A 26,863-nucleotide genomic window follows, 5' to 3' on the forward strand; every position below is an offset into this window, starting at 1 on the left:
ACTTCGCTAAGGAAAAGTGAAACCAGGGGGGAGGGGGGTACCCTACCCCAGCATCCCCCGAGCACGTTGAAAATCCGCTTCCGTATCCACATCCAACCCCAACCCCTCATCGATAATCGCCGCCGCTCCCCGCAGCAGCTCCCGAGCCCCCACATCGCCCCGCAACTCCATCAACTCCCCAAAATTTTCCTTGGGAAAATAAGCCGGAATCCCAACCTTCCCCGCATACCCCGAACCCGTAACCCGACCAACCTCGCCACACAACTCCCGCAGATGTTCCGCCCGTAGCGCAACCTGGTCGCAAGCCATCACCACCACTCCAACTACACCCAACTCCCGAGCCCGCGCAACGCCAACACGGATCGAACTCGCCATCCCTTCATCCGCAAGCTCATTCACCACCAACTTGCAACCGCGCAGCGACTTCCCCACTTCCGCATCGCGAACCACGACTATCACCGGCTCCAACCCAGCCTCGACCGCCACCCGAACCGCCCGCTCCAGCAGCGTCTTTCCGCCAATCTCCACACTCTGCTTCGCCCGACCCAACCGCCGCGAAGCCCCAGCAGCCAACACAACAGCCGCAACCGTCACAACGCACACTGCGCCTGCAGATACCGCGAAGCTCCACCCTGCGCAATCTGCTCTTCCACCATCTCGGCAGTCATCCGCCGCGAGCTCCCCAGCTTCCCCTCGCAACAAGCCTGGATCTCCGCAACGACAGCCAGCGCAATCGCCTCCGCGCCATCGCCGCCAAGGTCCAACCCAACCGGCGCGAACAGCCCTTCGCAAGCCCGCTCCACGCTCCATCCCAGCAGCGCAGCCGTCTCGCTCACCAGCAACGCGCTTCGGTGCCGAGCACCCAGCAACCCCAGATACCGCGGCTCACACCGCAACGCTCCCGCGAACCACACCCGATCCTGCTCATAGCTATGCGTCATCACCACCACTGCATCCCGAGCCCCAATCCCCAACGCCTCCAACTGCCCAAACCCCTCCGCAACCACCACCAGCGTCGCCTCCGGGAACCGCTCCGCCCGCGCCCACTGCGCTCGTCCATCCACCACCACCACGTTCCATCCCATCAGCGCCGCCATCTGCACCAACGGCCGAGCATCGTCTCCCGCACCAAACACCACCAACCGCTGTGGAGCCCCAATCCTCTCCTCAAACCCACCTTCCGTCTCCACCTCGCCGACAACCCGTCGCAGCAACGCCCCATTCTCCGGCAGCCAAGTCACCACCCGACTCTCGACACCCTCCAACGATGCCTCCAGCGCCTCCATCAAACCCTCAAACTCCACTGTCCCCGCAGGCTCCACCAGCAGATCCACCGTCCCGCCACAACCCAACCCATACGGAATCTCCGCCGTGTCGTCGAACAGCGTAGAGTACCTCTCCACCACCGCGCCGTCGCGCACCATCCACGCAGCCTTCCGCACCACCTCGGCCTCCAGACACCCTCCCGAGATCGACCCCGCATATTCCCCGTCCGACGCCACCAGTAACCGCGCCCCCACCTCCCGATAACTAGACCCCTCCACTCGCACCAGCGTAACCAGCGCCACCGCATCCCCGCGCCGCCACAGCTCCACAATCCTCCGCCGCTCGCGCATGCTGCCTCCCTACACCTTCTCGCTAAACGTATGGATGCCACACTCCAACTTCGTGCCGCCCCAACGCCCACTCCGAGGATCAGCCCCCGCCGCCGGCACAGCCGTGCAAGGCTCACACCCAATACTGGTGTACCCCTGGTCATACAGCTCCAGCCGAGGAATCCCATGCTCGCGCGCATACCCCTCCACCCGGGCCCAGTCCCAATCCGCCAACACACTCACCTTCTTCAAGCTCTTGCCCGTCGGTAGACGATGGTCCTCAACCTTCCTCAACCCCACCCGGGTAGGCGACTGCTCCCGCCGCAACCCCGTAAACCACCACGAGTACGGCTCCAGCGAGCGCATCAGCGGTTCCACCTTGCGAATCGCGCAGCACTTCGTCGGCTCCACAATATGCAGCAATCCAAACTCACGCTCATGCTCTTCCAAAGTCGTCTTCGGGAGCGCGTTCACAAGGTTCAGGTCCCACTCAACAACCATCCGGTCACGATAGGCGATCAACTCAGGAAAGTGATATCCCGTCTCCAGGAAGATCACCGGAACCCACGGCAAGTGCTCGCGCAACATATGCAGCACCACCATGTCTTCCGTCTGAAAGCTGCTCGTCAGACATACGCTCGCTAAGGCATTCTCCCGCTCAGCGTCCCGCACTACCTTGGCGACCAGCTCTTCTGCTGAAAGTGTCTCACTCACACCGAGCAATGCAATCCCATCGTTGCTCACGGCATCTCCTCTGCATTGGATGAGGCATCCATCCATCTCGAAGCATCCACAAACGACTCAAAGTAGCTGTCTCCAGCCGCCTTCCTCACTGCTTCGATGGTCGAATCGCTCAGCGCAGCGCGTGCCGATATCGCACTAACCTCAGCCAGCTGCAAAGCGCGCACGACACCCGCGAGCGCAACCTCCGGAATCAACGCGTCATCTACGATTACCGCAGCCCGGCCCCGCGCCTGCAAAGCATCCCGAAACGCAGCCGCTTCTGCTGGCCGATCCCGCAACCAAACAAACGCAGCACCCTTTCCAGCTTCCGTCTCTCTCCGAAGCGGTTCGACCGCATCAATGATCATCGCTGCGCCCACCGTAGCGTTCGTCACCGGCTCAATCAGGATCAACGCGCCCATCTCGCGATTCGTTGCATAAGCGTCGAAAAACAGAGGCAAGCTCGTATCGAATTCGACTTCCGCGATATCGTTCATCTGCAACCGCGAAGACTCGCGCTGCTCGGCCGATTGAATATCGACCCCATAGAGAATCTTTCTCACCGTGGCCCGAACCGTTCGCGTCGTATGTTTTGCTAGATACGTTTGCCCCGCAATCAGCGGTTGCTCGTGCATCCACACCACCATCGCGCGAAACGCGCTGCTCACCCGCGGAGCATTCTGATTCTCCCCGATCAGCATCTCCCCACGACTGAGATCGATCTCGTCCTCGAGCTCGAGTGTCACGCTCAGCGGAAAACTTGCAACCGAAAGCTCTCCATCATAGGTGATAATGCTCTTCACTGTCGTAACCCGGCCACTCGGCAACGCCTTCACCCGCATGCCGGGCCGCACCTCGCCGCGTTCAACGCGCCCTGCAAACCCCCTGAACTCCGCGTCCGGTCGCACCACCAGTTGCACCGGAAAACGCAAAGGCCCATCCGCCGTCTCACGAATCGTCAACGGCACAGTCTCCAGGTACTCCAACAGGGTTGGCCCCGTGTACCACCCCATGTTCGTGCTGTGCTCGACGACGTTATCGCCCGCCAGCGCACTCACTGGAATTACCTCGACGCTCTTCAGCCCAAGCCGCTTTGCGAGCGCAGCAAACTCCGCGGACACCTTCTCAAAGATCTCCGCGCTGTAGTCCACCAGATCCATCTTGTTAATGGCCGCCACCACATGCGGAATCCGCAACAGGCTCGCAATGTAAGTATGCCTCCGGGACTGCGGCAGCAACTCCCCAGCCCGCTGAAATGCCTTCGCATCAATCAGCACAATCGCAACATCCGCTGTGGATGCACCCGTCGCCATATTGCGCGTGTACTGCTCATGCCCGGGCGTGTCGGCAATGATGAACTTGCGCTTCGCCGTGGAGAAGTACCGATAGGCCACGTCGATCGTAATGCCCTGCTCGCGTTCCGCCTTCAAACCATCAGTCAACAGCGACAGGTCCACCGCGCCGCCCGAGCGATTCACCCTGCTCGCACGGATCGAAGCAAGCTGATCCTCATACACACTCTTGGTGTCGTGCAACAGCCGTCCAATTAACGTGCTCTTGCCGTCGTCGACGCTGCCAGCCGTAGTAAACCGCAGCATCTCCTGTTCCAGATGGCTATCGAGAAACGCACGGAAGCTCATCTTATTCACAGATCTCTCAGCTGAAGGCAGTGTGCTCATTAGAAGTAGCCCTCCCGCTTCTTCAACTCCATCGATCCCTCTTCATCGTGATCAATTGCGCGACCCTCGCGCTCACTGCGGCGGAAGCCAATCAACTCCTCGATGATCTCCGGCAAAGTTTCTGCCTCACTACGGATCGCACCTGTGCATGGCGCGCATCCCAATGACCGCATCCGAACCTTCATCAACTCGGGCTTCTCCCCCGGCAGTAAATGCATACCCTCGTGCACCAGCGTAATCATGCCACCGCGGATCACCGCCAGCCGATCCTCCGCGTAATACAACGGCACGATCGGGATCTGCTCGGCATACAAATAAAGCCACACGTCCAGCTCCGTCCAATTCGAAAGTGGAAATACTCGTATGCTCTCGCCCTTGCGCAGACGCGAGTTATACAGACTCCACAGCTCGGGCCTTTGATTCTTCGGGTCCCACTGCCCCGCTGCATCGCGAAAGCTGTAAACCCTCTCCTTCGCCCGGCTCTTCTCTTCGTCGCGTCGCGCCCCACCAAACGCCGCATCAAACCCGCCTTCTTCCAGCGCGTCCAGCAGAGACCGAGTTTTAAGTGCCCCGCAACAGTTCTGCGTTCCCAGCTTCCAAGGGCTCGCCCCATCCGCGATGGCCGCCTCATTGCGATGCACGATCAACTCCGCGCCGATCTCCTTCGCATAGTTATCGCGAAAGGAAATCATCTCGGGAAACTTGTAACTCGTATCGACATGCAGCAGCGGAAACGGGATCTTGCCCGGGTAGAATGCCTTCTGCGCCAACCGCAGCATGACGCTCGAATCCTTTCCAATGGAGTAGAGCATCACCGGGCGCGCAAATTCAGCAACAGCCTCGCGCAAGATATAAAGGCTTTCCGCCTCCAATGCCTCAAGATGATTCAACCGCTTCTGATGAAGTTTCGCGATACCTTCGCCAGTGGCTCTGTCAGTAAGCAAGCAACCTCTCCTTGCAGATCTCGAACGGCCTGCTTTGTCACAGATGAAGTGCCCCGCAAAAGGCCTATAGGGTTACTATGTGTTCACCAGAAGTTTTTAGATGAAGCCGTTCACGGGATAAGATCGAGTACGCGCGCGCTCATTAGCAAAATCGACTTTGCCGTGGACATCGCGTAATCCGTAAACTGAAGACTTCCATCCTATTGAGCTTATTCGCTTCGAAGCCGAGCATCAAGCTTGAGTCAGCCGTTAAACCACGTTTTCCTTCATACGTTCGATGCCTTCTAGGGGATACTACAGAAGTGAATCTGGCGCACCCGCCTCATTCCATGCAGCTTCTCGAAACCTCTGCTCCATGAAATACCTTTCACTCTGTCCGGGTTCTTTGGAGGAATCGCCGCAATGCAACGCTTGACTCAATGGGCTTCGCTTCTTTTAGTTGTCGTCGGTCTTGGTGCTGCTGCGGCAGTCTCCTCTGCGCAGGCGTCAAAAGGTGGCGAACAGCATATTGATTCGCGCGTCGACATCTATGGCGGCTACGGCTACTTCCATCCCTTCAATAGCAGCGTCGCCGGCTATGAGTTTCAGAGTGTCTACAATCCCAACGCCACCGTCGGCGTCTCCACCTGGTTCAATCGCTACTTCGGCGTTGAACTCGAGGGCGGCTACTTCTCTGGCACCAACGAGCATAAGCAATATATTCCGTCGTGCACCGGCGAAACCTGCAGTCAACTGGTATACACCGCCGAAGGCGGTCCCATCTTCCGATACCCGTTAGGACGCTGGGTGCCTTTCGCCCACATACTCGGCGGCGGCGAGCGCACCAATGGCCCAGCCGCTCAGTCCTTGATGTGGGGATGGGGAGTCACCGGCGGTGTTGGTCTCGATTACGTTCTGCCCTTCTGGGGTCAGCACCTCGCCATCCGTCCCATTCAAGCCGACTATCAACGTTCCCAGGTCGTTTACGGTCCACTGCTCCTTCCTGCTGGACAGGAGGGCGGCTTCAGCTCGCTCAGCAATCTGAAACTCTCTGCCGGCCTTGTCGTTCGGATGGGCGACGTCGAACCGCCGGTGCCCGTCATGCTCGGCTGCGGCGCTCAGCCCGCGAGCGTCTTTCCTGGCGATCCCGTTAAAGTCGAAGCCAACGCCCTGCACCTGAATCCGAAGAAAACTCCGGTCTACACCTGGGCTGCCAATGGCGGCAAGATCAACGCCTCCGGCCCGGAAGCGACGATCGATACCACCGGCCTCGCACCTGGTGACTACGTCGTCACCGGACATGTAGAGGAAGGCCCCAAACCTCGCCAGCAGGCATCCTGCGCCGCGCCCTTTTCCATCCAGGCCTTCCAGGCGCCCACCCTCACCTGCAGCGCCAACCCCAGCACTGCGGTTTCCGGTACCGACATCGCCATCAGCACCGTCGGCGTCAGCCCGCAGAATCGTCCGCTCACGTATTCCTACAGCGCCACGGCAGGCGTAATCGGAAGCTCTGGACCCACCGCAGTCCTCACCACCGCGGGCTTGAGTCCAATGACCATCACCGTCACCTGCAACCTGGTCGACGATCTCGGACAGACCGCCAAAGCGACCACCGACGTCATCATCACTGCGCCAGTCGTTACCGTCCCGCAGACTCAGCCGCTCTGCAGCCTGAGCTTCACACGCGATCGCCGTCGGCCCGTGCGCGTCGACAACGAAGCCAAGGGCTGCCTTGACGACATCGCTCTCACGCTTTCGCAGCAGACCGACGCCCACCTCGTCATGGTCGGTAACTCGACGCCGGATGAGAAGCCCGAGGCCGCCGCAGAGCGTGCCCTCAACGCACGTCAATACCTGGTTGACGAAAAGGGTATTGATCCCACCCGCATCGAACTCCGCGTCGGGCCACCCACCGGGATGGTCGTGACAGACACGCTGGTTCCTGCAGGCGCAACCTTCAGCGATCAAGACACCCACAAATTCGACGAAAAAACCATCATCCGTCACGGACAGGCATACGGCGTCACTCGCTCCGGGGGAACGTCGAGGCCTCGCGGAGCGGCTTTCCAAAGGCCAGCGCCTGCTCCTGCCCCTCCTGCGAACACAGCTCCGGCAACAGCGACACCCACACCAACCGCGCCGGCTGATCAACCCGCAGCACCGACCACACCCGCGGCTGCACCCGCAACTTCTGCGCCTGGAGCACCCGCAGTGCCGGTAGCGGCTCCAGTGTCGCCTGCTGCTCTTGCTCCCGCCCCCGGATCAACCCCACCGGTGACGGCTACCCCTGAGACGCAGACAACACAGCCTGCCCCAACCAGCAGTCCGGCCCCACAGTAGACGGCATAGCAGTGGATCACAGGATCCCGGAGCGCGCCCTCCCTCCCATCGTGGCCGCTCCCAACTTCTGCTAAAATCAAAAGGTTGGTCAGTGGTTGTTGCAGCTCATGCTGTTTCCCGGAGTTTTGCGTTCATCCACAAACGACCAGCCACTCACCTATTCCATTGTTCGGGGCGTAGCGCAGTCTGGTAGCGCACCTGGTTCGGGACCAGGGGGTCGGAGGTTCGAATCCTCTCGCCCCGACCATTTTTAGAATCAATGAGTTACAAGCAATCTCTCCGTGCTGAATAGTATGACCCAAGGGGTCATTTTTCGCAAGTATTTCGTGCGCAGTAGTGCGGTAGTATGGCTGACGTGAGCCGCATAGCATGGATAGCCGGACTAGTTTTCGCCTTATGCGTGTGGGGAGGCGTTGCTCTGCTATGTCTTATCGCACTTATCACGCGACATCACCTCAACACCTCGGGGGTGGACTGTTCTTGGGGGAAGCGTAGCTATTTGTTGGGTTACCCTCGCTTATCTCCGCACTAAAATCTCCTCCAATCTGAGGCCACTCAAGAAACGCTTTGGCACCTAATTTCAAGGTGAGGCATTGCCCGCGCGCCACATTGACACATCGGACACACGGTTTTCGCCTTATCTCTTCGACCCCCTTTCTTATTTATTGGAGGGGTCAATCCGATAAGTTAAAACACGTGTGTCCTGTGTGTCCGTTCAAGCTGCGGACGCTATCACTCCGGTGCGCGCGACGGGAAGCGAATCGCGCAAGTGGACACCTACTAAGACGCGGACACTCTTGCCCTCAACCTTGCGGAAGGCGTACCTCTTCCCGAACCTTTTCCGCAGTTCGCTCATGATGCACCGCGCATCAGTGTCCAAGCCCTCGCGTTGCGCCCATAGGATTGCCGCCGTGCTCACATCTGCAACGGCTACGGCTTCATCAGGCGCGGGCACGAGGCAGTCTCCTTGAAACCGGGCCGCTATATCCAGCTCTGCAAACAGTTCATCCGTTGAGTCCTTCACCGTCGCTGGTTTCCGAAGCCCGTCCCGAATGACAGACGGGCACAGCGCAATCAGCTCAGCCAAGATGCCCGGCAACTCCGCGTGCAGTGTGGCGTCAATGGTCGTCTCGGGTGCTTCGCTAAAGTCCGCACGGAATGGCACCAGATGAACGCGCCCACGGAACGCAGCATCAGCAGGAAAGATGGGCTGCTCATTGGTGGTGAGGAACAGCTTCCACGTCGGCCTAATCTGCCGTGCATTTTCCCTCATGGCCGCCGCGCTCACGGTATCTCCACCACTCAAGACTTTCAGCAGCGGGAAATCTAGGTTGTCCGTCTTGGCCTCTTGGACACACACCAGCCTCGCGCCCTCCAGCGTTGAAAGAGTCCGTTTGTTCGCGTCATCTGCAAACTTGCTCTCAGCCAGCTCACGCGGACGGAGTAGGACTGCCATGTTGCCAAGGATGCCTTCCAGTACACGGATGAATGAGCCTTTGCCATTTCTGCCGCTACCGTACAAAGCAAAAATTGCCTGCTCAGGGTGAGCTGCCAGACACAGGGCGCACAACCTCCGTAGGTACTCCGCAAGGTCACGATCCCCGCAAGCAAGCTCCATGAGGAATCGTGCCCACCTCGGAGTTGGATGGGTTGCGTCTGGTGCTATGGTCAAACTCCGTGAGATGTAATCTTCACGTTGCATCAGACGCACCGCTCCCTCACGTAGATCGGCCACCAAGCCGCCCGGCAACCCTAGAAGATACTCATCAGTATCAAACTGCTCCCGCCGCTTCTCAGGCAAGTCCAGCCACACATAGGACGTGACACCTCCCAGCGTATCGCTTGCCTTCAGCATCCCACGCCTGTCCCGGCCTTCAACTGGAGGCGGGTACAGGGCATAGAGGTGTTTCAAGTGAGCATTGACCGCTTTGCTCAGCAGCCGCCTATCCGGACGCAGCTCCCATGCTTTCCCGGTCCATGCAGCAAGCAGCGGCGGGTTCACATCGGTAATGAGGGCAAAGTCTTGATTATCCCGGCGGAAGTCATCTCCCAAATCTGCTTGTAAAAGCGGAGGGAGTGGCCGCGTCCTCCGTACTGTTCCGAAGACAATCCCCGCGTCTTGTCCAGGTTCAGGTAGGTACGGGATGGGCTTGCGGTTGGCCATCTCTTGTTTGAACACAGTCGTTTTCCTCTCTTGCTTTTCGCATGTGTGATGCGAGCACTTGAACGCGAGCTTGCCGTTGATGATTTGCAGGATGGTGCTTGTTTCATCGCGCTCATCATGTGGCTGTGCGTCCGCCTCCGTGAGCGGGCAGAAGATGCCGATTTTCCAGCCGCCAGTGATACGCCGTGCCTCCGTCCGTGACACCAGCTCATAATGCTCCAGGTAGCCAAGCAGCCATGTCCGCGCGGCTTTGGCTTCATCGCTGGTGACCTCTTGGGGCGCTCCGTACTCAACAGTGGTCACGTCCCCAGCGATAGGTTGTAGCTGTGCCTCTGTGACCCTCCCTGAGCCTTCTGAGAGCACTGCACTAACGCGGTGTGGTCGCTCAATTGAGTGTTCGCCTTTCCGCGTCCACGTTCCCGGCAATTTGGCCACCCGCGCCGCGTTGTGGTTGGTGGTGTCCAGCATCGGATAACGCTCCGCCAGTGAGTGAAGCAGCGACCGCACCAGTCCATGCGCCGCCGCATCGTTCGGCAGGTTGAGGCGATAGCGCAAGTGGAAGCCATTGCCGCTGTCAATCACCGTAGGCACGGGCCAACCCATCGCGGTTAGCTCACCACGGCACTCTTCCGCTTGCTGGTGCGCCGCTGCTTTCTCCGTGTCCGTGCTGTTGGTGTCGGTTGGGCGCGGAGGATCAAAGTCCAGGAGCAGCCATTCACGGCGGGCAATGTGCGCGTCCGCCGCTGTCTTGTACGACCGCACCAGCTCTGCGGGGTTGATGGTGGTGTCAGCGGTCAACGCATCGGCACTGAGCGGGTTGAGGGTCGCCCACGCCGCCTTGTAGTTGCCCAGCCGCTCCACGGCGGACAGGGCGGCTGCTTCGCTGTCAAAGTAGCCAGCAAATATCCCTGTTTCCGTCTTGCTCCGTACCTCATGCGTCCCTGCAAAATTCATCCTGCCACCTCAAAGAGTTCGGCTTGTGCGGGCCGAACTGACCGCGCTGCTTTCTTCATTACCTGTGTGGGTGCGTCTGTGAGTGGCCGCCCGTCACGCCACTCCAGCCGCCGCGCATAGTCACCCGGCAGTTTCTTTTCAGAGACGCGCATCCCCAATGCCTCATCCAAGGGCACCGAGTTGAGTTGCACCATTCCGTTCAAATCGGGATGTGCATACAGCAGCGCGCGGCCCATCAGCGGCACAAGGTCATTGCTCATGCGTATGCGGATGTCCCAACGCAAACGCTCAAAAGCCTCACGCACTGAGGCGGCGCGATTGTTTGTCTCAAGCCTGGAGTACACCAGCTGAGCCAGTTGTTCAGTGAGTCCAGCGTGATGGTGCGTGAGTTGGCTGAAGTCAAGCAGCAACCGCGCTTGCTTCACTCCGGTTGGCGTGCCCATGCGGATGAGGTCATCTGTGGTTCGCATCATTTCACCTCCGTCTGTGAGGCAAGCAGCCACCCGGCTACTGCTTGCGGGTTGAAGCGGATGCGCCCGCCTAAGCGCAGATGAGGTATCCGGTTTTCTCGCGCCATCCGCGCAATGGTCTTTCTGTCCAGCCCAAGCAATCGCGCCAAGCGTGATCCGCTCAGCAATCCAGGCTGATGTGCAACTGTCTGAATGATGTCCATGTGTTCCTTTCTTGTGGGATTCACCATGTTTGGAATGAATCACCCTACATATAGCGCCTTTTATGGCTTATGTGGTTGAATGCATTACACTTATCTAGTACGCAACGCACTCCAATTCACCCCATCGCGGAGCAATTGGCCCTACATATAGGGGGTTTTGAGGCTTATATCATTGATTCCATGAATCTTACCCTCGCAGCAAAATTCCGCTGTTCGCTTCATTGAACCAATTGGCCCTACATATAGGGTGGTAAGCCTTGTAAGTTGTTGATTCCATTGAAAACGCTCACGGTGGAACCCCCGTCGTACGCCCCATTGGACCAACAGCGCCTACACTATATGCGTTTCTGGCATGATGTGATTGATTGCGAAGCACTTAGGCGCACAGCGATACATTGCAGCGCGGTTGACGCAATGAGCATCTATGGAATCAACGTAACGACAATAGAATGAATTACATAGGGGGTGGGTAATAATGTTGCCAATACACCATCCATAGAGCTCCGCCATCCACAAATAACGGCACACAAACAATTCTGAGAATGTGGACGATTTACCACACTTTGGGACGCTCTGACTACAGGTGAGAATCGTTCGAGTGGTCCAGGCAGACGATGCCGAACCGACCACCGGGAAGCTCCTCAACCGTGAAGCTGCAAATGTGGAAGCCGAGTTTGACGAGTGCCCCATTCAGATACGCGCATTCATACTGAGCTTCCATGCGCGAAGGCCAAGTGTGAGTTGGTGAGCCGCTATATTCAACTTGCAGATCGCCCGCGACTTGCTTGGTAGAGCCGTCCTGGTTCGCCACCTCGGTCATGTTTGAATATCGGTGCAAATACGCTTTCATGCTGCCATAGTACCTCGCGCGTCAAGCCGACACCTGCGCGCATGTGGATGGCCCACCAACGCGCCCACGTGCCCGTGGCGGCACCGTGCAGCGGAGTTGACCTAGTGCAGAGGGGCTTTTTGCCTAGGACCAATCCCACCTTTGTTCGGAATTTGGGTGCTATGCTTTTCGAACAAAGCTGAGGAGGCCAACGCTATGCGACCAAACGCTCCAGAGTATTCCGAAAGCGAGGTAGCTATCCTGATTTACCTCTTCAACCACCCCGATGAAACACACTCAACCCAGAGTTTGACGACCGTGGTGGAGGAACCAACGCTCCAACAAAAGGTCGCGCGACTACAGGTAATGTTGGGTTTTCTCGGGACAGGAAGAACTGAATCCGAAAGAAGCGAGACTTCAGATGTCAAACCGACGCGCAACATTGAGGAGGTTGAGAAGGACGTTGAGAATCTAATCGCGGGCGGCCTAGTCCGTGGCAAGCGCAAGGGCGCACTGGGCAATATCACGTACGCAGAAATAAAGTTGACCTACAAAGGCGAACAACAAGCAATCATGGCAAAGAAACGGTTCGCTGAATTGGATAGCGTACTAAAAGCGGCGAACTTACGAGCGGCGAATTTTCCATCCTGAATTACGAAAATCAAGTCCGCTCAACACGACTCTCCACACGGTCCTGCCTCACCTTGCTCCACTTGGCATAGCTATACTCCGTCGTGGCGTGCTTGCCGCACCCACTTAGTCTGTTCTGTTTCACAAACATCATTTGGTCAGCCGCCGCATAAAGGCTGGTGGGTTTCACGGCATAGGTTCGGGGTATTCCTCAGTCCACCACTTTCGCACTTTATAAATGGGCGTTCGCTTCGGTGTCGCATACCTAGGTGTCTGAATGGCTCTTTCCCGGAGTATCAGGAATAGTCCGATAGCACAGAAAGTGAACTGGTCTTTCGGTGTGCGCTCAGATTCAGGCGTTTGTGGAATTCCGGGCCAGTAGACAACGGTGAGGCTCCTGCATAGTTGCGCCACGGGCAAGTTGTCGAAAGTGATCTGTCTGTGACAATGAGCGAAGTCATTCCTGATTGCCTTGATCGTGTCGAGGTCATGACGAGTTTTGGGGCCAATGATTCGCATCGCCTCTGCCATCCGGATTTTGCTCGCAAAAGTGGCAAGGGGACCACCTAAGCCGGTTAGTTCAGCGTCCGCCTGCCCCTTGTTTCTCCACAACCGGCTCAGCAGAGATTCTGTGAGAGAAAGCTCAACCAACGCCGAAGCCCTGAGTGCTACTGAAGGGTCATCTTTGCTTTCAAGGAGTGCATCAACAATGCCTTTGATCTCACTGCTTTCTAGTTCTGACTTTAGGAAAGCCTTCCACTCAGTCTTGGTCATCGAACGCTCCTAATCCTGAGCATCATCCTCATTGGCCACACGGATATGCGGACTGTAGAGCTTGCAACACAAAGAATCCCGCCGCACGATGTAGTTTTTCTGGATGGTCCTCGCCATATTTGACAACCACCAAAACCAGCTCCTTGCGGGTCGCTGCCGTCGGTATACAGGCAGGAAAATCGTCTGGGTGAGTGTGTGTCGCAAACGTTGCGCCATCAACCACCCCCATAACGAATCCGATGCACGTACCGGCGTCGATCTCGTCGACCGACACCTTTGTTCCGGCTTCTGTGACGTTTTTGCACATATTTACTAACGCTTCTCCAGATTCGAGATAGATAGTGTTGGGCTTCGAAAGAACCATGGCGGCAGCCAGCAGAGGGATGAGCATGGTCGCTAGTTTCGCACATGAAGGGGTGGTGCGGGCACCAATCTTACCGCTACCAGCAACTGCCAGCCCGACGACTGGAGTGCTTATGACGCGCTGATGGTTCGCTTTTGCTTCGATCTATCGCTTGTCAGAAGCAACGCCTAGCTAAGCGTGGTCATTCCAGCAAAACCGGGTTATCGGCAAGTTCGCGCGCGCAGTTTTTATACCCAACTAGTAACGATGAGCTTGACCAAGATCGAAAGCCTCTGAAGTTCAAGGCGTTACTTGCAATCTCACCCACCCAAGAGAGGCGTCCGCGTTTCTCAAACACAAATACGGCCTATCAGCGTTTCCGCCGCTGCCCTTTTCCACGTAAATGGTGCCCCTGGTCGTAATCGTGCAAGCCGGTTTTGGTGCAATGGAAGCGTCTTGGAATCCGACAGGGGACACGCTGGCGATTGGCATCACATCCCCGTTGGGACTTCTCTGTGAAAAAAACACAAACGGCCGGGATGCTGACTTCTCTGCGCATAGCGCTATCGAGTGATTTGCATTCAGAGTTGATGGCCCACAACCTAGGTTCCCCAACATAAGGGATGACGGCCACGCTATTCCATTCTCGTCGGTGCCGGATGACTCGAAAGAGCCCGCCTTGAATTTCTTATTGCCGATGTCTACGACCTGTCCCTGCACCGCAGTAAGTTGCTTCTGTAAGAGTTCAACTTTTTCATCGATTCGGCTATATCGTTCCAAATTCGACTGGAGCCGCGCGTACTGCTGCACTATCTGGCTGGATGAAGCTTGTAGCCCAGAGACTTGACCCTCAGCGGACTGCACATGCGATTGGAGAGTGGCGAGTTGCGCTGAGACAGCCGAGTCCTTACTAACTGCCGCTTGAGACACATCTTGCACCTTGGTCGTCGCTTCAGCGACCTTAGCGGTGAAGTCGCTATAGCTGTGGAACCCCAACACTCCGAGGATAATCACAAGAACAGCCAAAGGGATTGCAGCCCAATAGAGGAAAAGCTTGAACCAGTCCGTGAGTTTGCTCGCGACGTCAACCGATGTCTTCATGGTGACGTAATCCCGGTCCTTAAATCTGGACTCCAAAGCTTCGTTAATCAAAGCCACGATCCGGAAGGAGTCATTATTGAGAGGGGCACCACAGTTCGCGCAAAAAGCTTTGCCGGGTATAGTGGGCTCTTTGCATCCTGGGCACGGATTGCTACTCGGTTCGCTCATAGTTTGAGTCTCCATCATGTGACATCTCACTCTATCAACGCGCGGGCGCGTGAGGGCAACGAATAGCGAATAACGTCAGGCGCGCGCTACGCTAGGGGCATGGGTTATTGGAAACGATTCGGAGCGGTGCTTTGGCGGGATGCAATGCTGTGGGTGCGCGATAACATCCTGTGGGCGGTGGTGGTCTTGGTTGTACCGCCTGCTGCAGTCTATTTTCATGACCCCAACCACTCTATCGATTGGTCGCTCATCCGCACAACACTATGGCTATACGTTGCTGCATTCGTTATGTATGCCATCTACCAAAGCGCGCACGCCGCTGTGACGCTAGATGCAGAGCGATACGCGCATGTTCTAGAGGCCGAACGTAGAGCCACAGAGGCAGAAGCCCTGAATACACGTCCGAAGATTGTCCCAGAAATACTTGAGTGTTTTTGGGACATAGATGATCCGAGCCGCGAGACTTTTTCTTTTGTCTACGCCTCCGTAAGACTGACGAACCATAATGATGTCGCTACTCTTATTACAAAGTATGAGCTGACTATAGAGATTTCAAACGTAAAGTTTATTTCTGACAGCGAAGTTACTTACTCAGCTAAGAGAAAGGCAGCCGAGTCCAATGATTTTCGAGGTGGGATGCCGCTAATAATGAAGTGGTATTTATCTCGTTTACAAATCACTCCTTTGGCGAAGGGCGTGCATCAAGATGTTTGGTTGAAATTTCCGGTTGATCTTGAGTCGGTCTACACGGGTGAAGAAGCCTTCCCCGCCAGCGTTAGCGTGTCCGTAACTGATTCATTCGGGTTGCAGTACTCGTCTCAGACTCGATGGGCGGACGTTCGTATGGATACGTTTGTTGTGCCTCGGACCACCTAAAATGGCGCTCTGCCAGAAAACATAAAGTTATCCGCTTACATGATCCTCGCAGAGTTTTTGCTTACTGCCGACGAGCCAGCGCTTGAGCGGGGAAAACGCATCAGACATCGGCGCACCTGGAGATTGCCCGCTGATGGGCTACCTTGCCAACAGGCTGATGCGCTGGTGCGCTGCTTGTAAGTCTGCAACTGCAAGGTGGCAATATCGCTGCGTGGTCGTAAGGTCAGCGTGGCCCAATGTCCGTTGCAAGGCGATTGCGTTCCCACCCTTGCGAAGGTAGTTGGAGGCGAAGCTGTGCCGGGCCGCGTGTAGTGTCCGTGCGGGCGGTTCAAAGCCCACCTTGCGACACAGCCGCTTGACGCTGCGAAGGACACTTCTCCGCTCCAGCTTGGTTCCATTCCGCGTGGCGAAGACAAGCCGATGGCCGGGCGCGTCCGCGACGTAGCGGACCAGACGCTTGCGAAGTTCGGCACTGAACGGAACGATTCGCGTCTTGCTGCCCTTCCCGTCCAACCGCACCAGCATGTTTTCAAAATCGAGCGAATCAGCACACAAGGAAAGCACTTCGCTGATACGTGCTCCCACATCGAACAGGAAGAGCATGATGAGGTGTGTTCGCAGCTCAGCCGTGTTCGGCTTGTATGTCACCAGCCGATTTATTTGCTGCTCCGAGTACACGGCCAAGTTGTTCTGTGGTTCCTTGAGCCGGGTGAGTTTCGGGTGCTGGCAGCCCGGTCCGCATTTTGTCTCAGGGAACGCAAGCCAATGCGTATAGGCATTCCAGCATGTGATGGCGCTATTGATCCCCGTTGGCTTCAGGCCGCGTTCGCGCATCGCAATCACGGCGTTCTGGAGGTCGGCTTGTGTGGGACATTCAGGTATAGAGCGAAAGCAGGATTTGTACCAATCCAAGGTTGCAGGCGAGACACAAACGAAGTATTTGCGGTGCTTGATGAAGTCAGCGAAACCAGCCATGAATTTCCTCCCCAAGGGGTCGAATTCGGAAAGAAATTTCACAACTATCTGATTCTAAAGGGGCGTAGCGCAGTCTGGTAGCGCACCTGGTTCGGGACCAGGGGGTCGGAGGTTCGAATCCTCTCGCCCCGACCATTTCTCTAGGCAGACATTCACCCAACAGTCAGGCTTGGTTTCGGTTCATCGTCTCGTAACCGAATTCGGCTAGTCTTGCTTGACCTGATGCCTCGCCTGCCGAAGTTCGAAGATGAGAAAAATGAAAGTTTCTCCTCAATAAATTTTCTTCACCTGGGCCCGATGCTTAGTAGGCGTCATTTGCTCAGCCGCGGCCTTTACACTTCAGCGGGTCTCCTACTCAGCAAGAGCGTTCCGGCCATCGGCCAGGCCATGGCATCTCCGCCGCAGGTTCGCAGCGAGGTAAAACTCACCCGCTATGTCGATCCGCTGCCTATCCCACCCGTCATTCGGCCCACGGGCAAACCCGGCGAAGTCGTCGAGATCGCGATGCGACAGTTTCAGCAGAAGGTGCATCGCGACCTTCCGCCCACCACACTCTGGGGATACAACGGCACGTGGCCGGGCCCCACGATTGAAGCCCAAAGCGGACAGCCTCTCAAGATCAATTGGGTCAGCAAACTGCCCACCACCCACATACTACCCATCGATCACTCCATTCACGGAGCCGAATCCTCGATCCCAGATGTCCGGAACGTTGCGCATCTCCATGGAGCCTGCGTGCTTCCCAACGACGACGGATACCCCGAGGCATGGTTCACTGCAAATGGTGAGCATGGCCCCAAATTCAATCCGCAGCCGTCATTCTATCCGCACTGCCAGCCCTCCACGGCGCTCTGGTATCACGACCATTGCCTCGGCATCACTCGCCTCAACGTCTACGCTGGCCTCGCCGGCTTTTATCTCATCCGCGATGAAGCCGAAAAAGCTCTCAATCTCCCGAGTGGCGAATATGAAATTCCTCTCATGCTGCAGGATCGTCTCTTCCACCGCGACGGCTCGCTCTATTACCCCACCGTAGTGAATGGCCCGAAGGAGCATCCAATTTGGGTGCAGGAGGTGTTCGGCGACCACAACTGCGTCAACGGGAGAGTGATGCCGTTTCTCGAGGTTGAACCTCGCAAGTACAGATTCCGCATGCTGAACGCGGCCAATTCGCGCTTCTATCACCTGCGCCTCTTCAACGCGGATAACACCGGCAAAATTCTTAACGATACTTTCGACGTTCCCGCCTTCCAGCAGATAGGCACAGACGGCGGCCTGCTCCCATCACCGCTCGAACTCCGCTACTTGCTCATGGGGCCCGCCGAGCGATTCGATGTCGTCATCGACTTCGCCGGTCTCGAGGGCAAGTCCTTCTCGCTTATCAACGATGCGCCTGCCCCCTACACGATGGGCGGCCAGGTCGATGCGCAAGAAGTAATGCTGTTTAAAGTCACCAAGCCACTCCAAGGCAAGGACGCCAGTTCCGTTCCCGACACGCTAGTTCCCTTCGAGGCCCTGCAGCCCACCTACACCATGCGCGAGCGATTGCTGCTTGTCTCCGAGAAAGAGCGCCCATCTGACGGTTATGTCATTACCGGCCTACTCGGCAATGCGCACTGGCATGAACCTATCACCGAAGATCCGAAGGCCGGCAGCACCGAGATATGGTCTTTCGTTAACATCACGGGCGATGTCCATCCTCTGCATGTTCATCTCGTGCAGTTTCAGATGCTTAATCGGCAGTCGTTTGATGTGCAGACGTATCAGCAAACCGGCAAGCTAGTCTTCACTGGAAAGCCAATGCCGCCTGAAAGCAACGAGCGACCGGCGCGCAAAGACACGATCAAATCCTATCCCGGTTATGTCACGCGCATCATTCAACGCTTTGATCTGCCGCCGGGAGCGCCGACGACTCCCGGCGATGAGTTGCTCTACGTGTGGCATTGCCACATCCTCGAGCATGAAGACAACGAGATGATGCGACCCTACACAGTTGTAATTTGATTTGCTGAAATCGCTTTCGGGCATGAATGTTGATCTGAAACGAGTTGATCGTTTAATCGACTTCATGGACGATTGGCGGTTCATTTCGTGAGCTCAATTATTATTCAATTCACTCTGCCCTAACACCTCCCCGGCGCGTATCGCCTACGGTTGTTCACTGAAGACGCATCACTGGCACGACACGCTGTCTTCTTGTTACACCGGAGGTTTCACACCATGAAGTCATGCACGGTCAACGCCCTTAAGGGGACGCTTAAGTGCGGCGCAACGACTCTATTTGCGCTGCAAGTGTTAGCGGGAGGATCACCTTCCGCTTACGCCCAAACCTCTACCCCGGCAACTACGACTCCTATCAAACACGTGATCGTCATCATCGGCGAGAACCGTACCTTCGATCACGTCTACGGGACTTACACTCCCAAGGATGGAGAGACCATCTCCAACCTGTTGTCGAAGGGCATCGTCAAGGCCAACGGCAAGCCCGGTCCCAACTACTCGCTCTCCGCGCAGTTCTCAGCACTGGACACCACAACCTCCGGTGGCGTCTACGAAATCAATCCCCAGTCCAAGAGCATCTACAGCACGCTGCCACCCGCGTTGGCTGGTGGACCAGAGGCACCCACGGTCGCAGGCCCGGCTCCCTTCACTACGTTGAAAGTCGGGAAGCTCGCTGACCAGGGTCTCGCAAAAGGCTATGATCCGTTCCTGATCACTGGCGCCACCGGTATCGCCGGAGGCCAGATCGATACCCGCATTGCAGATGCAACCAGTCTGCGTGAAGGTGTCTATCAGCTTAGCGGTCCCAACATGCCGTACGACGCCTACACTGCCAGCCCCGTCCACCGCTTCTTCCAAATGTGGCAGCAGACGGATTGCAGCATCGACCTCGCGACCAAGGACAATCCCAGCGGCTGCCAGAACGATCTCTTCCCCTGGGTCGAGGTATCCGTCGGCACCGGCAGCAACGGCGCACCCCAACCCAGCACCTTCAACGACATGACCACTGGCGAAGGCTCCGCCTCGATGGGCTTCTACAACATGGCCAAAGGTGACGCTCCCTATCTCAAAGAGTTGGCTGACACCTACACGCTCAGCGATAACTTCCACCAGTCGGTGATGGGCGGCACGGGAGCCAACCACATCATGTTCGGCTTCGGCGATGCCATCTTCTACACCAACACCAACGGTGTTGCCGTAGCCCCTCCCACCAACCAGATCGAGAATCCTAACCCTCAGGCCTCCACCAACGACTTCTACGATCAGGACGGCTACGGCGGCGGCAGCTACGTCAACTGCGGCGACATCAGCCAGCCTGGTGTACCCGCTGTTACCAACTACCTCCAATCTCTCAAGCGCCCCGTGAATCCTAATTGCGTAAAGGGCGACTACTACCTGGTCAACAACTACAACCCCGGCTACACCGGCGACGGCCAACTCTACTCCGCGCTCTCGCCCTTTACCATTCCTCCCACCAGCCAGAAGAGCATCGGTGACGACCTGGTAGCGCACAAGGTGCCCTTCAAGTACTTCGGCGAAGACTGGGATCTCTACGTCACCGATCCTACCGAGTCCAACACGTTTGACGAGTATTGCAACATCTGCAATCCATTCCAATACCAGACCCAGTTCATGGGCACACAGGCAGCTCGCGAGACCTATGTCGGCGACACAACCGAACTGTATGCCGATATCGACACGGGCAATCTTCCGCCGGTCTCGATCGTCAAGCCGAGCGGCTTCAACGACGGTCATCCGGCATCTTCCAAACTCGACCTGTTTGAAGGCTTCACCAAGAAGATCGTCGACCAGGTGAAGGCTAACCCGGCACTCTGGGACAACACCGTTATCTTCATCACAGAGGACGAAGGTGGCGGCTACTATGACTCGGGCTACATCCAGCCGGTCGACTTCTTCGGCGACGGAACCCGCATTCCCCTCCTGGTCGTCTCGAAGTACTCCAAAGGTGGGCACGTGTCGCATGAGTATGGCGACCACGTCTCTATCGAGAAGTTCATCGAGAAGAACTGGAGCCTTCCCCCGATCAGCGCACGCAGCCGTGACAATCTTCCCAACCCAGTTCAGAAGGAGAGCAACCCGTACGTTCCCACCAATAGCCCCGCTATCGGCGACCTTACGGATGACTTCAAGTTCCCCAGCTCAAACTAACAATCGTTTCACTTCGTAGTTCACTTCGGCGACCAGGATCACTGGTCGTCGAAGTGCATTTTTTCCCGTTAGATAATCCAAAGGAATCTCCGTTATGCAATTTGTCCGCGTGCTCTCTGCAAATCTCGCACTTTCTGCTTTCCTCATTGGCTCGGCAGCCATGGCCACTAAGACTTCCACGCCCACCGCGCCCCGAGTCTTTCATGTTGAAGAGCAATGGAATATCGGCGGCAAGGGCGGATGGGGTTTCCTCGCGATAGATCCCGCTGCTCATCGTCTCTTCATCCCGCGTACCGACCACATCTCGGTAGTCGATATCGAGACAGGCAAAGTTCTCGGCGAGATCGCGGGCATGGTCAACCTCCGCAATCTGGCACTCGACGACGACGGAAGATACGGTTACGCCACCGATGTCACAGACGGCAATGCAGGATTCGTTCGCGTCTTCGACCGAACCTCGTTGCAACTGGTGGCTTCCATTCCCACCGCACCAGTACCTTTCGCGATCGTCTACGATCAAGCGACCAGGCATGTATTCGCTTTTAGCTCACGCGGCCATAGTGTGGATGTCATCGACTCTTCCACCAACAGGGTCATCTCGACCCTCCCTCTCGCGGGCCGTCCGGGCTTCGCGGTAGACGATGGCAAGGGCACCTTATTCGTGGCTCTCCCAGCTAGGGGGATGATCCAGCGCATCGACGCGGCTTCGCATGAAGTCACTGCATCCTGGCCTCTAGGGCCATGCACAGGACCCTCAAATCTCGCGATTGACATCCAGCATCATCAACTATTCAGCAGCTGTGAGGATCACAGCCTGATTTCAGTGGATACCACCACCGGTAAGGTGGATAGGGTTGGTGAGGCCACGGAGAACGCGGGCGATTTAGACTTCGATCCCCGGCTCAACATGCTGTTCATGGCTGACTCTACGGGGTCGCTCACTGTCTATCACCGCGAGTCGCCATTGCATTACACCAAGCTCCAAAATATCAAGACAGCATCCGGCGCTCGCACCATGGTTGTCGACCATGAGAATGGCAAAGCCTATCTCGTCACGTCTAAGTACGGGTTGAACTCCGGCAACGTTTCAGAAGAACTGAGGTATCGCCCGACTCCGATTCCAGGAACCTTTTCAGTCATCGTCGTATCCCGCTAAGCAGTTCCATCAATCGGTCAGTCAAACTGAGGAATTTTCAAGCCAGCAGATATTTCAACAACGCCATGCGAATGTAAAGACCGTTCTTCGCCTGCCGGAAGTACGCCGCCCTCGCGTTCGCATCCACCTCTGGCGAAATCTCGTTCACGCGTGGCAGCGCATGCATGATGATCGCGTCCGGTTTCAATCGATCGGCGATCTCCGCATTGATCACATACACATCCTTCACCACGTCATACTCGTCCTTCGAAGCAAAGCGCTCGCTCTGCACCCGCGTGATATACGCAACATCGGCCTCTTCAATCACACCCTCGAGCTTCTCTCCCTCGTGGAAAGCGACCCCTTTCTCCATCAGGTACTCCCGATACGCTAACGGCAGCCGCAGTTGCCACGGCGAAATCAGATCGATCGTCACACCCGGATAAAGGGAGAGCAGTGGCAGCAATGAATGGATCGTCCTTCCGTTGAGCAGATCGCCCACCAGCGCAACACGCAGTCCACTCAGCCGCCCCAACTCCTTCTTGATCGTGTACATATCCGCCAGCGCCTGCGTCGGATGCTCTCCCACGCCATCACCCGCATTGATGATCGGCACCGGTGAAATTCTCGCCGCCGCCTCAGCAGTCCCCGGCTCATAGTGCCGAATCGCAATCGCATCCGCATAACCGCTCACCACGCGAATCGTATCGCTGATTGTCTCGCCCTTAGTTGCCGACGAGTTAGCGCGCGCGTTCTCCGCGGTTAGCACGCCCCCGCCCAGCTTCTGCATCGCCGCCTCAAACGAAAACCGCGTTCGCGTGCTCGGCTCAAAAAATAACGTCGCCAGGATTCGCCCGCGCAATGGATCTGTCAGCGCGCGAAACACGTCGTCGCGCTCCATCTGGTGCGCCGACTCAAACAGCCACAACAAAAATTCAGGATCCTTGAACTGTCGCGCGCTGATTACGTGCTTGAGCTTTTCCATCGGAGCAAACACTCCCTCAACCTGCCGGGTAAACCCTGCCTTGCAATACGGTATAGGTCACGCGGCCAGGCATCGTATATCCCTCAAACGGGGACCAGCCGCACTTCGTTTTCATGTCCTCACGCCGGACCACATACGGCGCATCGGGATCGAGAATCGTGAGTGAGCCAACATATCCCGGCTCAATCGCGCCATACCCCTTGCCAAAACCCTGCGGGAGAAACTCCTTCACAAACTTCCCGGGATTCCATGCACACACCCGCGCAATATCCTGCGCGGAAAACCTGTGCTCCGCCATCAGCCACGTCGCAAACGCCCCATAGGTATCCAGATGCGGCACACCACTCACGCCCTCCATCTTCTCTTCGATCGTGTGCGGAGCATGGTCCGTCGCAACATAATCCACTAGTCCCACGCGCAACGCTCCAATCAGCGCCAGCCGATCCGCCGGCCCTCGCAACGGAGGATTCATCTGCAGCCACAGCCGATTCTCGTCCGTCAGCATCGAGTCATCAAAAAACAAATGATGCGGCGTAGCCTCAGCCGTCACCCGCACCCCGCGCGCCTTCGCTGCCGCAATCTTCTCCAGGCCGCCCTTCGTCGAGTAATGACAAAGCTTCCCTACCAGCTCATATCGCTCAATCAAATACAGCGCAAACTCCGTCGCCGTTATCTCAGCCCTGGCCGGACGCCGTTGCTCATGCGTGGGCTCTCCCGAACTCTCGCGCAAGATCGCAGGATCCTCGCAATGAAAGCTCACATTCTTCCCGCGATACTTTGCAATCACCCCCTCAAGCTGTTCCTGCGAAGCAAAGAATAGATCCCCGACCGACGGTCCCATGAACGCTTTATACGGCACATGCCGCCGCAGCGGACTAGTCTCCGGACCAATCCCCGCATACAGCGTCACATGGACCGCCGACGTCTCCGTCAACTTCTCCTTCGCCGCATAGCGCTCATCGTCCACCGGCGCAACCGGATTATTCGGCATATCCGCAACATGCGTCACGCCCCCATGGATCGATGCCGCCGCCACCGTCGAAAAATCCTCTTTATAAACCTGCGACTTGCTCACATCATCGCGCGCATGAATATGAATATCGCCAAAGCCTGGAAAAATAATCTGTCCATCGAGATTGAGATCGCTCTTCCCCGTCCGAGGCCCCACATGCTCAATCAATCCCGTCTCGGTATTGATCTCAATCGCACCTTCAAACACCCGATCGTGGTTCGCAATCATTCCTTCAAGACGCAGCATGGGCCGCCTCTCGTGCCACGTTGATCTCATCCCGAAGATTTCGCGCCGCGCCCTCAGGATCATCGCTGAATAGAATCGCCCGCGAGCTGCTGATCAACAATCCCTTACCCCGCGCATCCAACCCCGCAGCCACCACCGCCGCCACATCTCCGCCCTGTGCACCCACCCCCGGCACAAGGAACGGAATCCCCGGTGCAACCGCGCGAATCCTTCGCATCTCTTCCGGATACGTGGCGCCGACCACCAGCATGCAGTTCCCCGCAGCATTCCACTCCGAGCTCACTCGCATCGCCACGGTCTCCCACAGTGGGCGCCCATCGCATTCGAGATCCTGCAACTCCCCCGCTCCCGGATTCGACGTCCGGCACAAAACGATGCTCACCTTATCCTGCCGCTCCAGAAACGGTGCCAGCGCCTCTCGACCCAGGTAAGGATGCAGCGTCACCGCATCGAAACCCATCGCATCGAAAATGGACGCCACATATCCTCGATTCGTATTTCCAATGTCAGCGCGTTTCGCATCGCAGATCGTAAACACGTCAGGATGCTCACCACGCAGATACTCCATCGTTAGTTCAAGCTCTCGCAATCCCCGCGTTCCGCGCGCCTCATAGAACGCCATATTCGGTTTGTAGGACGCTGCATACGAATGCGTCTGCTCAATGATCCAGCGATTGAATGCAAACAGCGGAAACTCCTCGCTCTTGAAGCGTTCCGGAATCCGCTCAATCTCGGGATCCAATCCAACGCAAACCAGCGAGCCCACCGCATCCGCTCTCCGCTCGAACTTGTCTATCGCAGCGCTCATCGTCCTCGATCCAAACTCCTATTCAAACCCATGCCGCTTCGCCCACGACCGCGGCTCATCCAGCCAATCCCGCACCACCGCCGCTCCCGCCTCATCAATCATTTCCTGCCTCACCGCGCACTCAAGCACCACAGGAAACGTCGTTGCCGCATGCAATGTCACACCCGACATCGCGAACAAGTGCACTGCATCCGGAAAATCGTAGCTGATGATCGCCAGGCAATCCGTGACCAACGCACCCTCTGCGCGTAATGCCTCAATCGCCGCAAGGCTGCTTCCGCCGGTCGTCACCAAATCCTCAACCAGCACAACCCGCTTGCCGGTCACGTCGCCGCCTTCTACGCGCTTCTTCGTGCCGTGTTCTTTCAGCTCTTTGCGAATGAACACCGAAGGCGTCCGCATCGAAAACCCCAGCGCCGCACTGTGTGGGATGCCTGCAGCCTCAACTCCACCCACCACATCCACTGCAATCTCACGCTCTGCAATCAATCCTTCAAACCCACGAATCACCTTCGCCCACTGCTCCGGCCAGAACGGAAACCGTCGATTGTCGCAGTACACCGGCGACTTAATTCCCGACTTGAATGTAATCGGAGCGGCTGGCCGAAAGCCCACACCCTCAATCGCAATCAACGCCTCCGCGATCTCGCGGCTCCGGCTCTCATAGCTGGTTCGCCCGGCCTCATAGCTCATGCGCCTGCTCCTTGATCTCTCTCGCAAGATCGGGATGCCACATCGCCGCAGTCGCCGACATCACCACATCCGCCCCAGCCCTGCGATACTCATCGAACGCCGCCGCACTCCCCACTCCGCCGACACCCATGATCGTAAACGTCTGCCCCAACTCGCCTCGTATGCGCGCCAGCTTCGACGCCATCGCCACGCCCGCCCACTTCACCGAACTACCGCACACCCCGCTCCGCAACCGACCCTCTCCGGGCAGCGCCTGCTTCCCATCCGCATCCAGAATCTCCGCCGAAATCGTATTGATCGCCGCAATTCCGTCCACCGTCTTCCCAACCTCGCGCAAGAACTCTTCCAGCTTCTTCTCGTCCTTGTAGAACGCCATCTTGATCACCAGCGGCACGCCGCCAATCTCGTCCTTGATCGCTTCCACCACCTGCCGCGAGCGTTGAATGTCGAAGCACAGAAGATTCGCAGTCCCCTCATTCGGGCAGCTCAAATTCACCTCGATCACCGGCACGCCCGTCTCCTTCACCAGCCGCGCTCCAAGCACAAAGTCCGCAAGGTAATCCGCCACCCGACCGTTCTCCGGCAACGTTCCCTGGAAGCTCCCCACCACCACCTGCCCCGGCCGAGCATAGGCGGCGGCATCCGCCATATCTCGCTGCCAGAACTCCGGATCATACGACGGCACGCCAAACGAATTCGTAATCGACAGCGGCTCGCTATAATCCTCATTCGCCACCAGCGTGCGGTCCGGCGCAAGGTCACCCTCCACTTTCACGGCCAGCACATTGGGCCATGGATGGCACGCATACTTCTTGGTCCGCACCGTCTTGTACACCGGGATATCGAACCCCATATCCAGCGCGGCTTTTACAAATTTCCCATTGATCAGTGGTCCCGCAGGAATACCAAACGGCGCAAACACCGGATGTCCGAGAAACTCATGCTTAGGTTCTGTAGTTTGGGAAGTAGGAGAGGTGTTGGCGAAGAGGCCAAACGGGCCGCGCTCAAAATTATCCAGATAAGACTTTGCCGGGTCGTAAAACGGCTCAGAGGGCATGCACCAGATC

Annotated in this window: 24 protein-coding genes and 2 tRNA genes; 8 read left to right on the plus strand and 18 right to left on the minus strand. The window is 57.2% G+C overall.

Annotated features, from left to right (window positions below; all coding sequences use genetic code 11):
- Nucleotides 1-42: 42 nt before the first annotated feature.
- The 5 genes from GSQ80_RS02915 to cysD are packed head-to-tail and all read right to left on the minus strand — an operon-like array spanning nucleotide 43 to nucleotide 4,941.
- On the minus strand, nucleotides 43-594 hold the full coding sequence (locus tag GSQ80_RS02915) for an NTP transferase domain-containing protein (RefSeq protein ID WP_158785999.1): 552 nt from the start codon (nucleotides 592-594) through the stop codon (nucleotides 43-45).
- The gene (locus tag GSQ80_RS02920; RefSeq protein ID WP_158786000.1) at nucleotides 591-1,616 is read right to left on the minus strand and encodes an XdhC family protein; all 1,026 of its coding nucleotides are present in this window, start codon (nucleotides 1,614-1,616) and stop codon (nucleotides 591-593) included. Before GSQ80_RS02920 ends, GSQ80_RS02915 begins: the two co-directional genes overlap by 4 nt.
- A gap of 9 nt (nucleotides 1,617-1,625) precedes the next feature.
- Nucleotides 1,626-2,339, minus strand: a complete 714-nt coding sequence (locus GSQ80_RS02925) for a phosphoadenylyl-sulfate reductase (RefSeq protein WP_254059399.1) — start codon at nucleotides 2,337-2,339, stop codon at nucleotides 1,626-1,628.
- Nucleotides 2,336-3,958, minus strand: a complete 1,623-nt coding sequence (gene cysN / locus GSQ80_RS02930; RefSeq protein WP_254059422.1) for a sulfate adenylyltransferase subunit CysN — start codon at nucleotides 3,956-3,958, stop codon at nucleotides 2,336-2,338. The genes GSQ80_RS02925 and cysN overlap by 4 nt, the downstream gene beginning before the upstream one ends.
- A 38-nt stretch (nucleotides 3,959-3,996) precedes the next feature.
- Nucleotides 3,997-4,941, minus strand: a complete 945-nt coding sequence (cysD, locus tag GSQ80_RS02935; protein ID WP_158786002.1) for a sulfate adenylyltransferase subunit CysD — start codon at nucleotides 4,939-4,941, stop codon at nucleotides 3,997-3,999.
- Nucleotides 4,942-5,343: 402 nt separating this feature from the next.
- Here cysD and GSQ80_RS02940 point away from each other — a divergent pair, with 402 nt between their 5' ends.
- Both GSQ80_RS02940 and GSQ80_RS02945 read left to right on the plus strand, forming a co-directional pair.
- Nucleotides 5,344-7,260, plus strand: coding sequence for a hypothetical protein (locus tag GSQ80_RS02940; RefSeq protein WP_158786003.1), 1,917 nt, complete (start codon nucleotides 5,344-5,346; stop codon nucleotides 7,258-7,260).
- A gap of 170 nt (nucleotides 7,261-7,430) precedes the next feature.
- Nucleotides 7,431-7,507 (plus strand) — tRNA-Pro (locus GSQ80_RS02945).
- Nucleotides 7,508-7,975: 468 nt separating this feature from the next.
- Here the strand turns inward: GSQ80_RS02945 and GSQ80_RS02950 are convergent.
- From GSQ80_RS02950 to GSQ80_RS02965, 4 genes are all read right to left on the minus strand, one after another.
- Nucleotides 7,976-10,378 (minus strand): phage/plasmid primase, P4 family, encoded by a 2,403-nt coding sequence (locus tag GSQ80_RS02950; protein ID WP_158786004.1) that lies wholly within the window; start codon nucleotides 10,376-10,378, stop codon nucleotides 7,976-7,978.
- Nucleotides 10,375-10,851: a hypothetical protein gene (locus tag GSQ80_RS02955; protein ID WP_158786005.1), complete on the minus strand. Its 477-nt coding sequence runs from the start codon at nucleotides 10,849-10,851 to the stop codon at nucleotides 10,375-10,377. The genes GSQ80_RS02950 and GSQ80_RS02955 overlap by 4 nt, the downstream gene beginning before the upstream one ends.
- A complete protein-coding gene (locus GSQ80_RS23820) occupies nucleotides 10,848-11,078 on the minus strand; it encodes a helix-turn-helix domain-containing protein (protein WP_371315675.1) in 231 nt (76 codons plus the stop codon). Before GSQ80_RS23820 ends, GSQ80_RS02955 begins: the two co-directional genes overlap by 4 nt.
- A gap of 550 nt (nucleotides 11,079-11,628) precedes the next feature.
- On the minus strand, nucleotides 11,629-11,871 hold the full coding sequence (locus GSQ80_RS02965) for a hypothetical protein (RefSeq protein ID WP_158786007.1): 243 nt from the start codon (nucleotides 11,869-11,871) through the stop codon (nucleotides 11,629-11,631).
- Nucleotides 11,872-12,096: 225 nt separating this feature from the next.
- Here GSQ80_RS02965 and GSQ80_RS02970 point away from each other — a divergent pair, with 225 nt between their 5' ends.
- A complete protein-coding gene (locus GSQ80_RS02970; protein WP_158786008.1) occupies nucleotides 12,097-12,531 on the plus strand; it encodes a hypothetical protein in 435 nt (144 codons plus the stop codon).
- 165 nt (nucleotides 12,532-12,696) lie between these two features.
- Here GSQ80_RS02970 and GSQ80_RS02975 read toward each other — a convergent pair whose 3' ends face one another.
- The 3 genes from GSQ80_RS02975 to GSQ80_RS02985 form a co-directional block, all read right to left on the minus strand.
- Nucleotides 12,697-13,284: a hypothetical protein gene (locus GSQ80_RS02975; protein WP_158786009.1), complete on the minus strand. Its 588-nt coding sequence runs from the start codon at nucleotides 13,282-13,284 to the stop codon at nucleotides 12,697-12,699.
- 28 nt (nucleotides 13,285-13,312) lie between these two features.
- Nucleotides 13,313-13,675 carry a Rap1a/Tai family immunity protein gene (locus tag GSQ80_RS02980; RefSeq protein WP_158786010.1) on the minus strand — a complete coding sequence of 121 codons (363 nt, stop codon included), beginning with the start codon at nucleotides 13,673-13,675 and terminating at the stop codon, nucleotides 13,313-13,315.
- 252 nt (nucleotides 13,676-13,927) lie between these two features.
- Entirely contained in the window at nucleotides 13,928-14,779 is an 852-nt protein-coding gene (locus GSQ80_RS02985; RefSeq protein WP_158786011.1) for a hypothetical protein, read from the minus strand.
- Between the two features lie 216 nt (nucleotides 14,780-14,995).
- On the opposite strand from GSQ80_RS02985, the gene GSQ80_RS02990 reads away from it, so the two are divergent.
- Nucleotides 14,996-15,772 (plus strand): hypothetical protein, encoded by a 777-nt coding sequence (locus GSQ80_RS02990; RefSeq protein ID WP_158786012.1) that lies wholly within the window; start codon nucleotides 14,996-14,998, stop codon nucleotides 15,770-15,772.
- A 138-nt stretch (nucleotides 15,773-15,910) separates the two neighbouring features.
- On the opposite strand, the gene GSQ80_RS02995 is transcribed toward GSQ80_RS02990, so the two are convergent.
- Nucleotides 15,911-16,747 (minus strand): tyrosine-type recombinase/integrase, encoded by an 837-nt coding sequence (locus tag GSQ80_RS02995; protein ID WP_158786013.1) that lies wholly within the window; start codon nucleotides 16,745-16,747, stop codon nucleotides 15,911-15,913.
- Between the two features lie 58 nt (nucleotides 16,748-16,805).
- On the opposite strand from GSQ80_RS02995, the gene GSQ80_RS03000 reads away from it, so the two are divergent.
- From GSQ80_RS03000 to GSQ80_RS03015, 4 genes are all read left to right on the plus strand, one after another.
- A tRNA-Pro gene (locus GSQ80_RS03000) sits at nucleotides 16,806-16,882 on the plus strand.
- A 180-nt stretch (nucleotides 16,883-17,062) separates the two neighbouring features.
- Nucleotides 17,063-18,751, plus strand: coding sequence for a multicopper oxidase family protein (locus GSQ80_RS03005; protein WP_254059400.1), 1,689 nt, complete (start codon nucleotides 17,063-17,065; stop codon nucleotides 18,749-18,751).
- Nucleotides 18,752-18,967: 216 nt separating this feature from the next.
- Complete coding sequence (locus GSQ80_RS03010) at nucleotides 18,968-20,917, plus strand: alkaline phosphatase family protein (protein ID WP_158786015.1); 1,950 nt, start codon at nucleotides 18,968-18,970, stop codon at nucleotides 20,915-20,917.
- 94 nt (nucleotides 20,918-21,011) lie between these two features.
- Nucleotides 21,012-22,073 (plus strand): YncE family protein, encoded by a 1,062-nt coding sequence (locus GSQ80_RS03015; RefSeq protein ID WP_158786016.1) that lies wholly within the window; start codon nucleotides 21,012-21,014, stop codon nucleotides 22,071-22,073.
- A gap of 37 nt (nucleotides 22,074-22,110) precedes the next feature.
- Here the strand turns inward: GSQ80_RS03015 and pyrB are convergent, their stop codons facing one another.
- The 5 genes from pyrB to GSQ80_RS03040 are packed head-to-tail and all read right to left on the minus strand — an operon-like array spanning nucleotide 22,111 to nucleotide 26,853.
- Nucleotides 22,111-23,037 carry an aspartate carbamoyltransferase gene (gene pyrB, locus GSQ80_RS03020; protein ID WP_158786017.1) on the minus strand — a complete coding sequence of 309 codons (927 nt, stop codon included), beginning with the start codon at nucleotides 23,035-23,037 and terminating at the stop codon, nucleotides 22,111-22,113.
- 16 nt (nucleotides 23,038-23,053) lie between these two features.
- Nucleotides 23,054-24,295 carry an amidohydrolase family protein gene (locus tag GSQ80_RS03025; RefSeq protein ID WP_158786018.1) on the minus strand — a complete coding sequence of 414 codons (1,242 nt, stop codon included), beginning with the start codon at nucleotides 24,293-24,295 and terminating at the stop codon, nucleotides 23,054-23,056.
- Nucleotides 24,282-25,103, minus strand: a complete 822-nt coding sequence (gene pyrF / locus GSQ80_RS03030) for an orotidine-5'-phosphate decarboxylase (protein ID WP_158786019.1) — start codon at nucleotides 25,101-25,103, stop codon at nucleotides 24,282-24,284. Before pyrF ends, GSQ80_RS03025 begins: the two co-directional genes overlap by 14 nt.
- An 18-nt stretch (nucleotides 25,104-25,121) precedes the next feature.
- Entirely contained in the window at nucleotides 25,122-25,796 is a 675-nt protein-coding gene (gene pyrE, locus GSQ80_RS03035) for an orotate phosphoribosyltransferase (protein WP_158786020.1), read from the minus strand.
- Entirely contained in the window at nucleotides 25,786-26,853 is a 1,068-nt protein-coding gene (locus tag GSQ80_RS03040; RefSeq protein ID WP_158786021.1) for a dihydroorotate oxidase, read from the minus strand. The genes pyrE and GSQ80_RS03040 overlap by 11 nt, the downstream gene beginning before the upstream one ends.
- Between the last annotated feature and the right edge of the window lie 10 nt (nucleotides 26,854-26,863).

The organism is Granulicella sp. L46, from assembly GCF_009765785.1.
Taxonomy (GTDB): domain Bacteria; phylum Acidobacteriota; class Terriglobia; order Terriglobales; family Acidobacteriaceae; genus Granulicella.

Coding starts and splice junctions, on each gene's coding strand:
- cysN (WP_254059422.1), bottom strand. CDS start 3,958: ATGAGCTTCCGTGCGTTTCTCGATAGCCATCTGGAACAGGAGATGCTG.
- GSQ80_RS02950 (WP_158786004.1), bottom strand. CDS start 10,378: ATGAATTTTGCAGGGACGCATGAGGTACGGAGCAAGACGGAAACAGGG.
- GSQ80_RS03025 (WP_158786018.1), bottom strand. CDS start 24,295: ATGCTGCGTCTTGAAGGAATGATTGCGAACCACGATCGGGTGTTTGAA.
- GSQ80_RS02965 (WP_158786007.1), bottom strand. CDS start 11,871: ATGACCGAGGTGGCGAACCAGGACGGCTCTACCAAGCAAGTCGCGGGC.
- GSQ80_RS02980 (WP_158786010.1), bottom strand. CDS start 13,675: ATGCTCATCCCTCTGCTGGCTGCCGCCATGGTTCTTTCGAAGCCCAAC.
- GSQ80_RS02995 (WP_158786013.1), bottom strand. CDS start 16,747: ATGGCTGGTTTCGCTGACTTCATCAAGCACCGCAAATACTTCGTTTGT.
- GSQ80_RS02955 (WP_158786005.1), bottom strand. CDS start 10,851: ATGATGCGAACCACAGATGACCTCATCCGCATGGGCACGCCAACCGGA.
- GSQ80_RS02970 (WP_158786008.1), top strand. CDS start 12,097: ATGCGACCAAACGCTCCAGAGTATTCCGAAAGCGAGGTAGCTATCCTG.
- GSQ80_RS03015 (WP_158786016.1), top strand. CDS start 21,012: ATGCAATTTGTCCGCGTGCTCTCTGCAAATCTCGCACTTTCTGCTTTC.
- pyrE (WP_158786020.1), bottom strand. CDS start 25,796: ATGAGCTATGAGGCCGGGCGAACCAGCTATGAGAGCCGGAGCCGCGAG.
- GSQ80_RS23820 (WP_371315675.1), bottom strand. CDS start 11,078: ATGGTGAATCCCACAAGAAAGGAACACATGGACATCATTCAGACAGTT.
- pyrB (WP_158786017.1), bottom strand. CDS start 23,037: ATGGAAAAGCTCAAGCACGTAATCAGCGCGCGACAGTTCAAGGATCCT.
- pyrF (WP_158786019.1), bottom strand. CDS start 25,103: ATGAGCGCTGCGATAGACAAGTTCGAGCGGAGAGCGGATGCGGTGGGC.
- GSQ80_RS02990 (WP_158786012.1), top strand. CDS start 14,996: ATGGGTTATTGGAAACGATTCGGAGCGGTGCTTTGGCGGGATGCAATG.
- GSQ80_RS02920 (WP_158786000.1), bottom strand. CDS start 1,616: ATGCGCGAGCGGCGGAGGATTGTGGAGCTGTGGCGGCGCGGGGATGCG.
- GSQ80_RS03040 (WP_158786021.1), bottom strand. CDS start 26,853: ATGCCCTCTGAGCCGTTTTACGACCCGGCAAAGTCTTATCTGGATAAT.
- GSQ80_RS02940 (WP_158786003.1), top strand. CDS start 5,344: ATGCAACGCTTGACTCAATGGGCTTCGCTTCTTTTAGTTGTCGTCGGT.
- GSQ80_RS02975 (WP_158786009.1), bottom strand. CDS start 13,284: ATGACCAAGACTGAGTGGAAGGCTTTCCTAAAGTCAGAACTAGAAAGC.
- GSQ80_RS03010 (WP_158786015.1), top strand. CDS start 18,968: ATGAAGTCATGCACGGTCAACGCCCTTAAGGGGACGCTTAAGTGCGGC.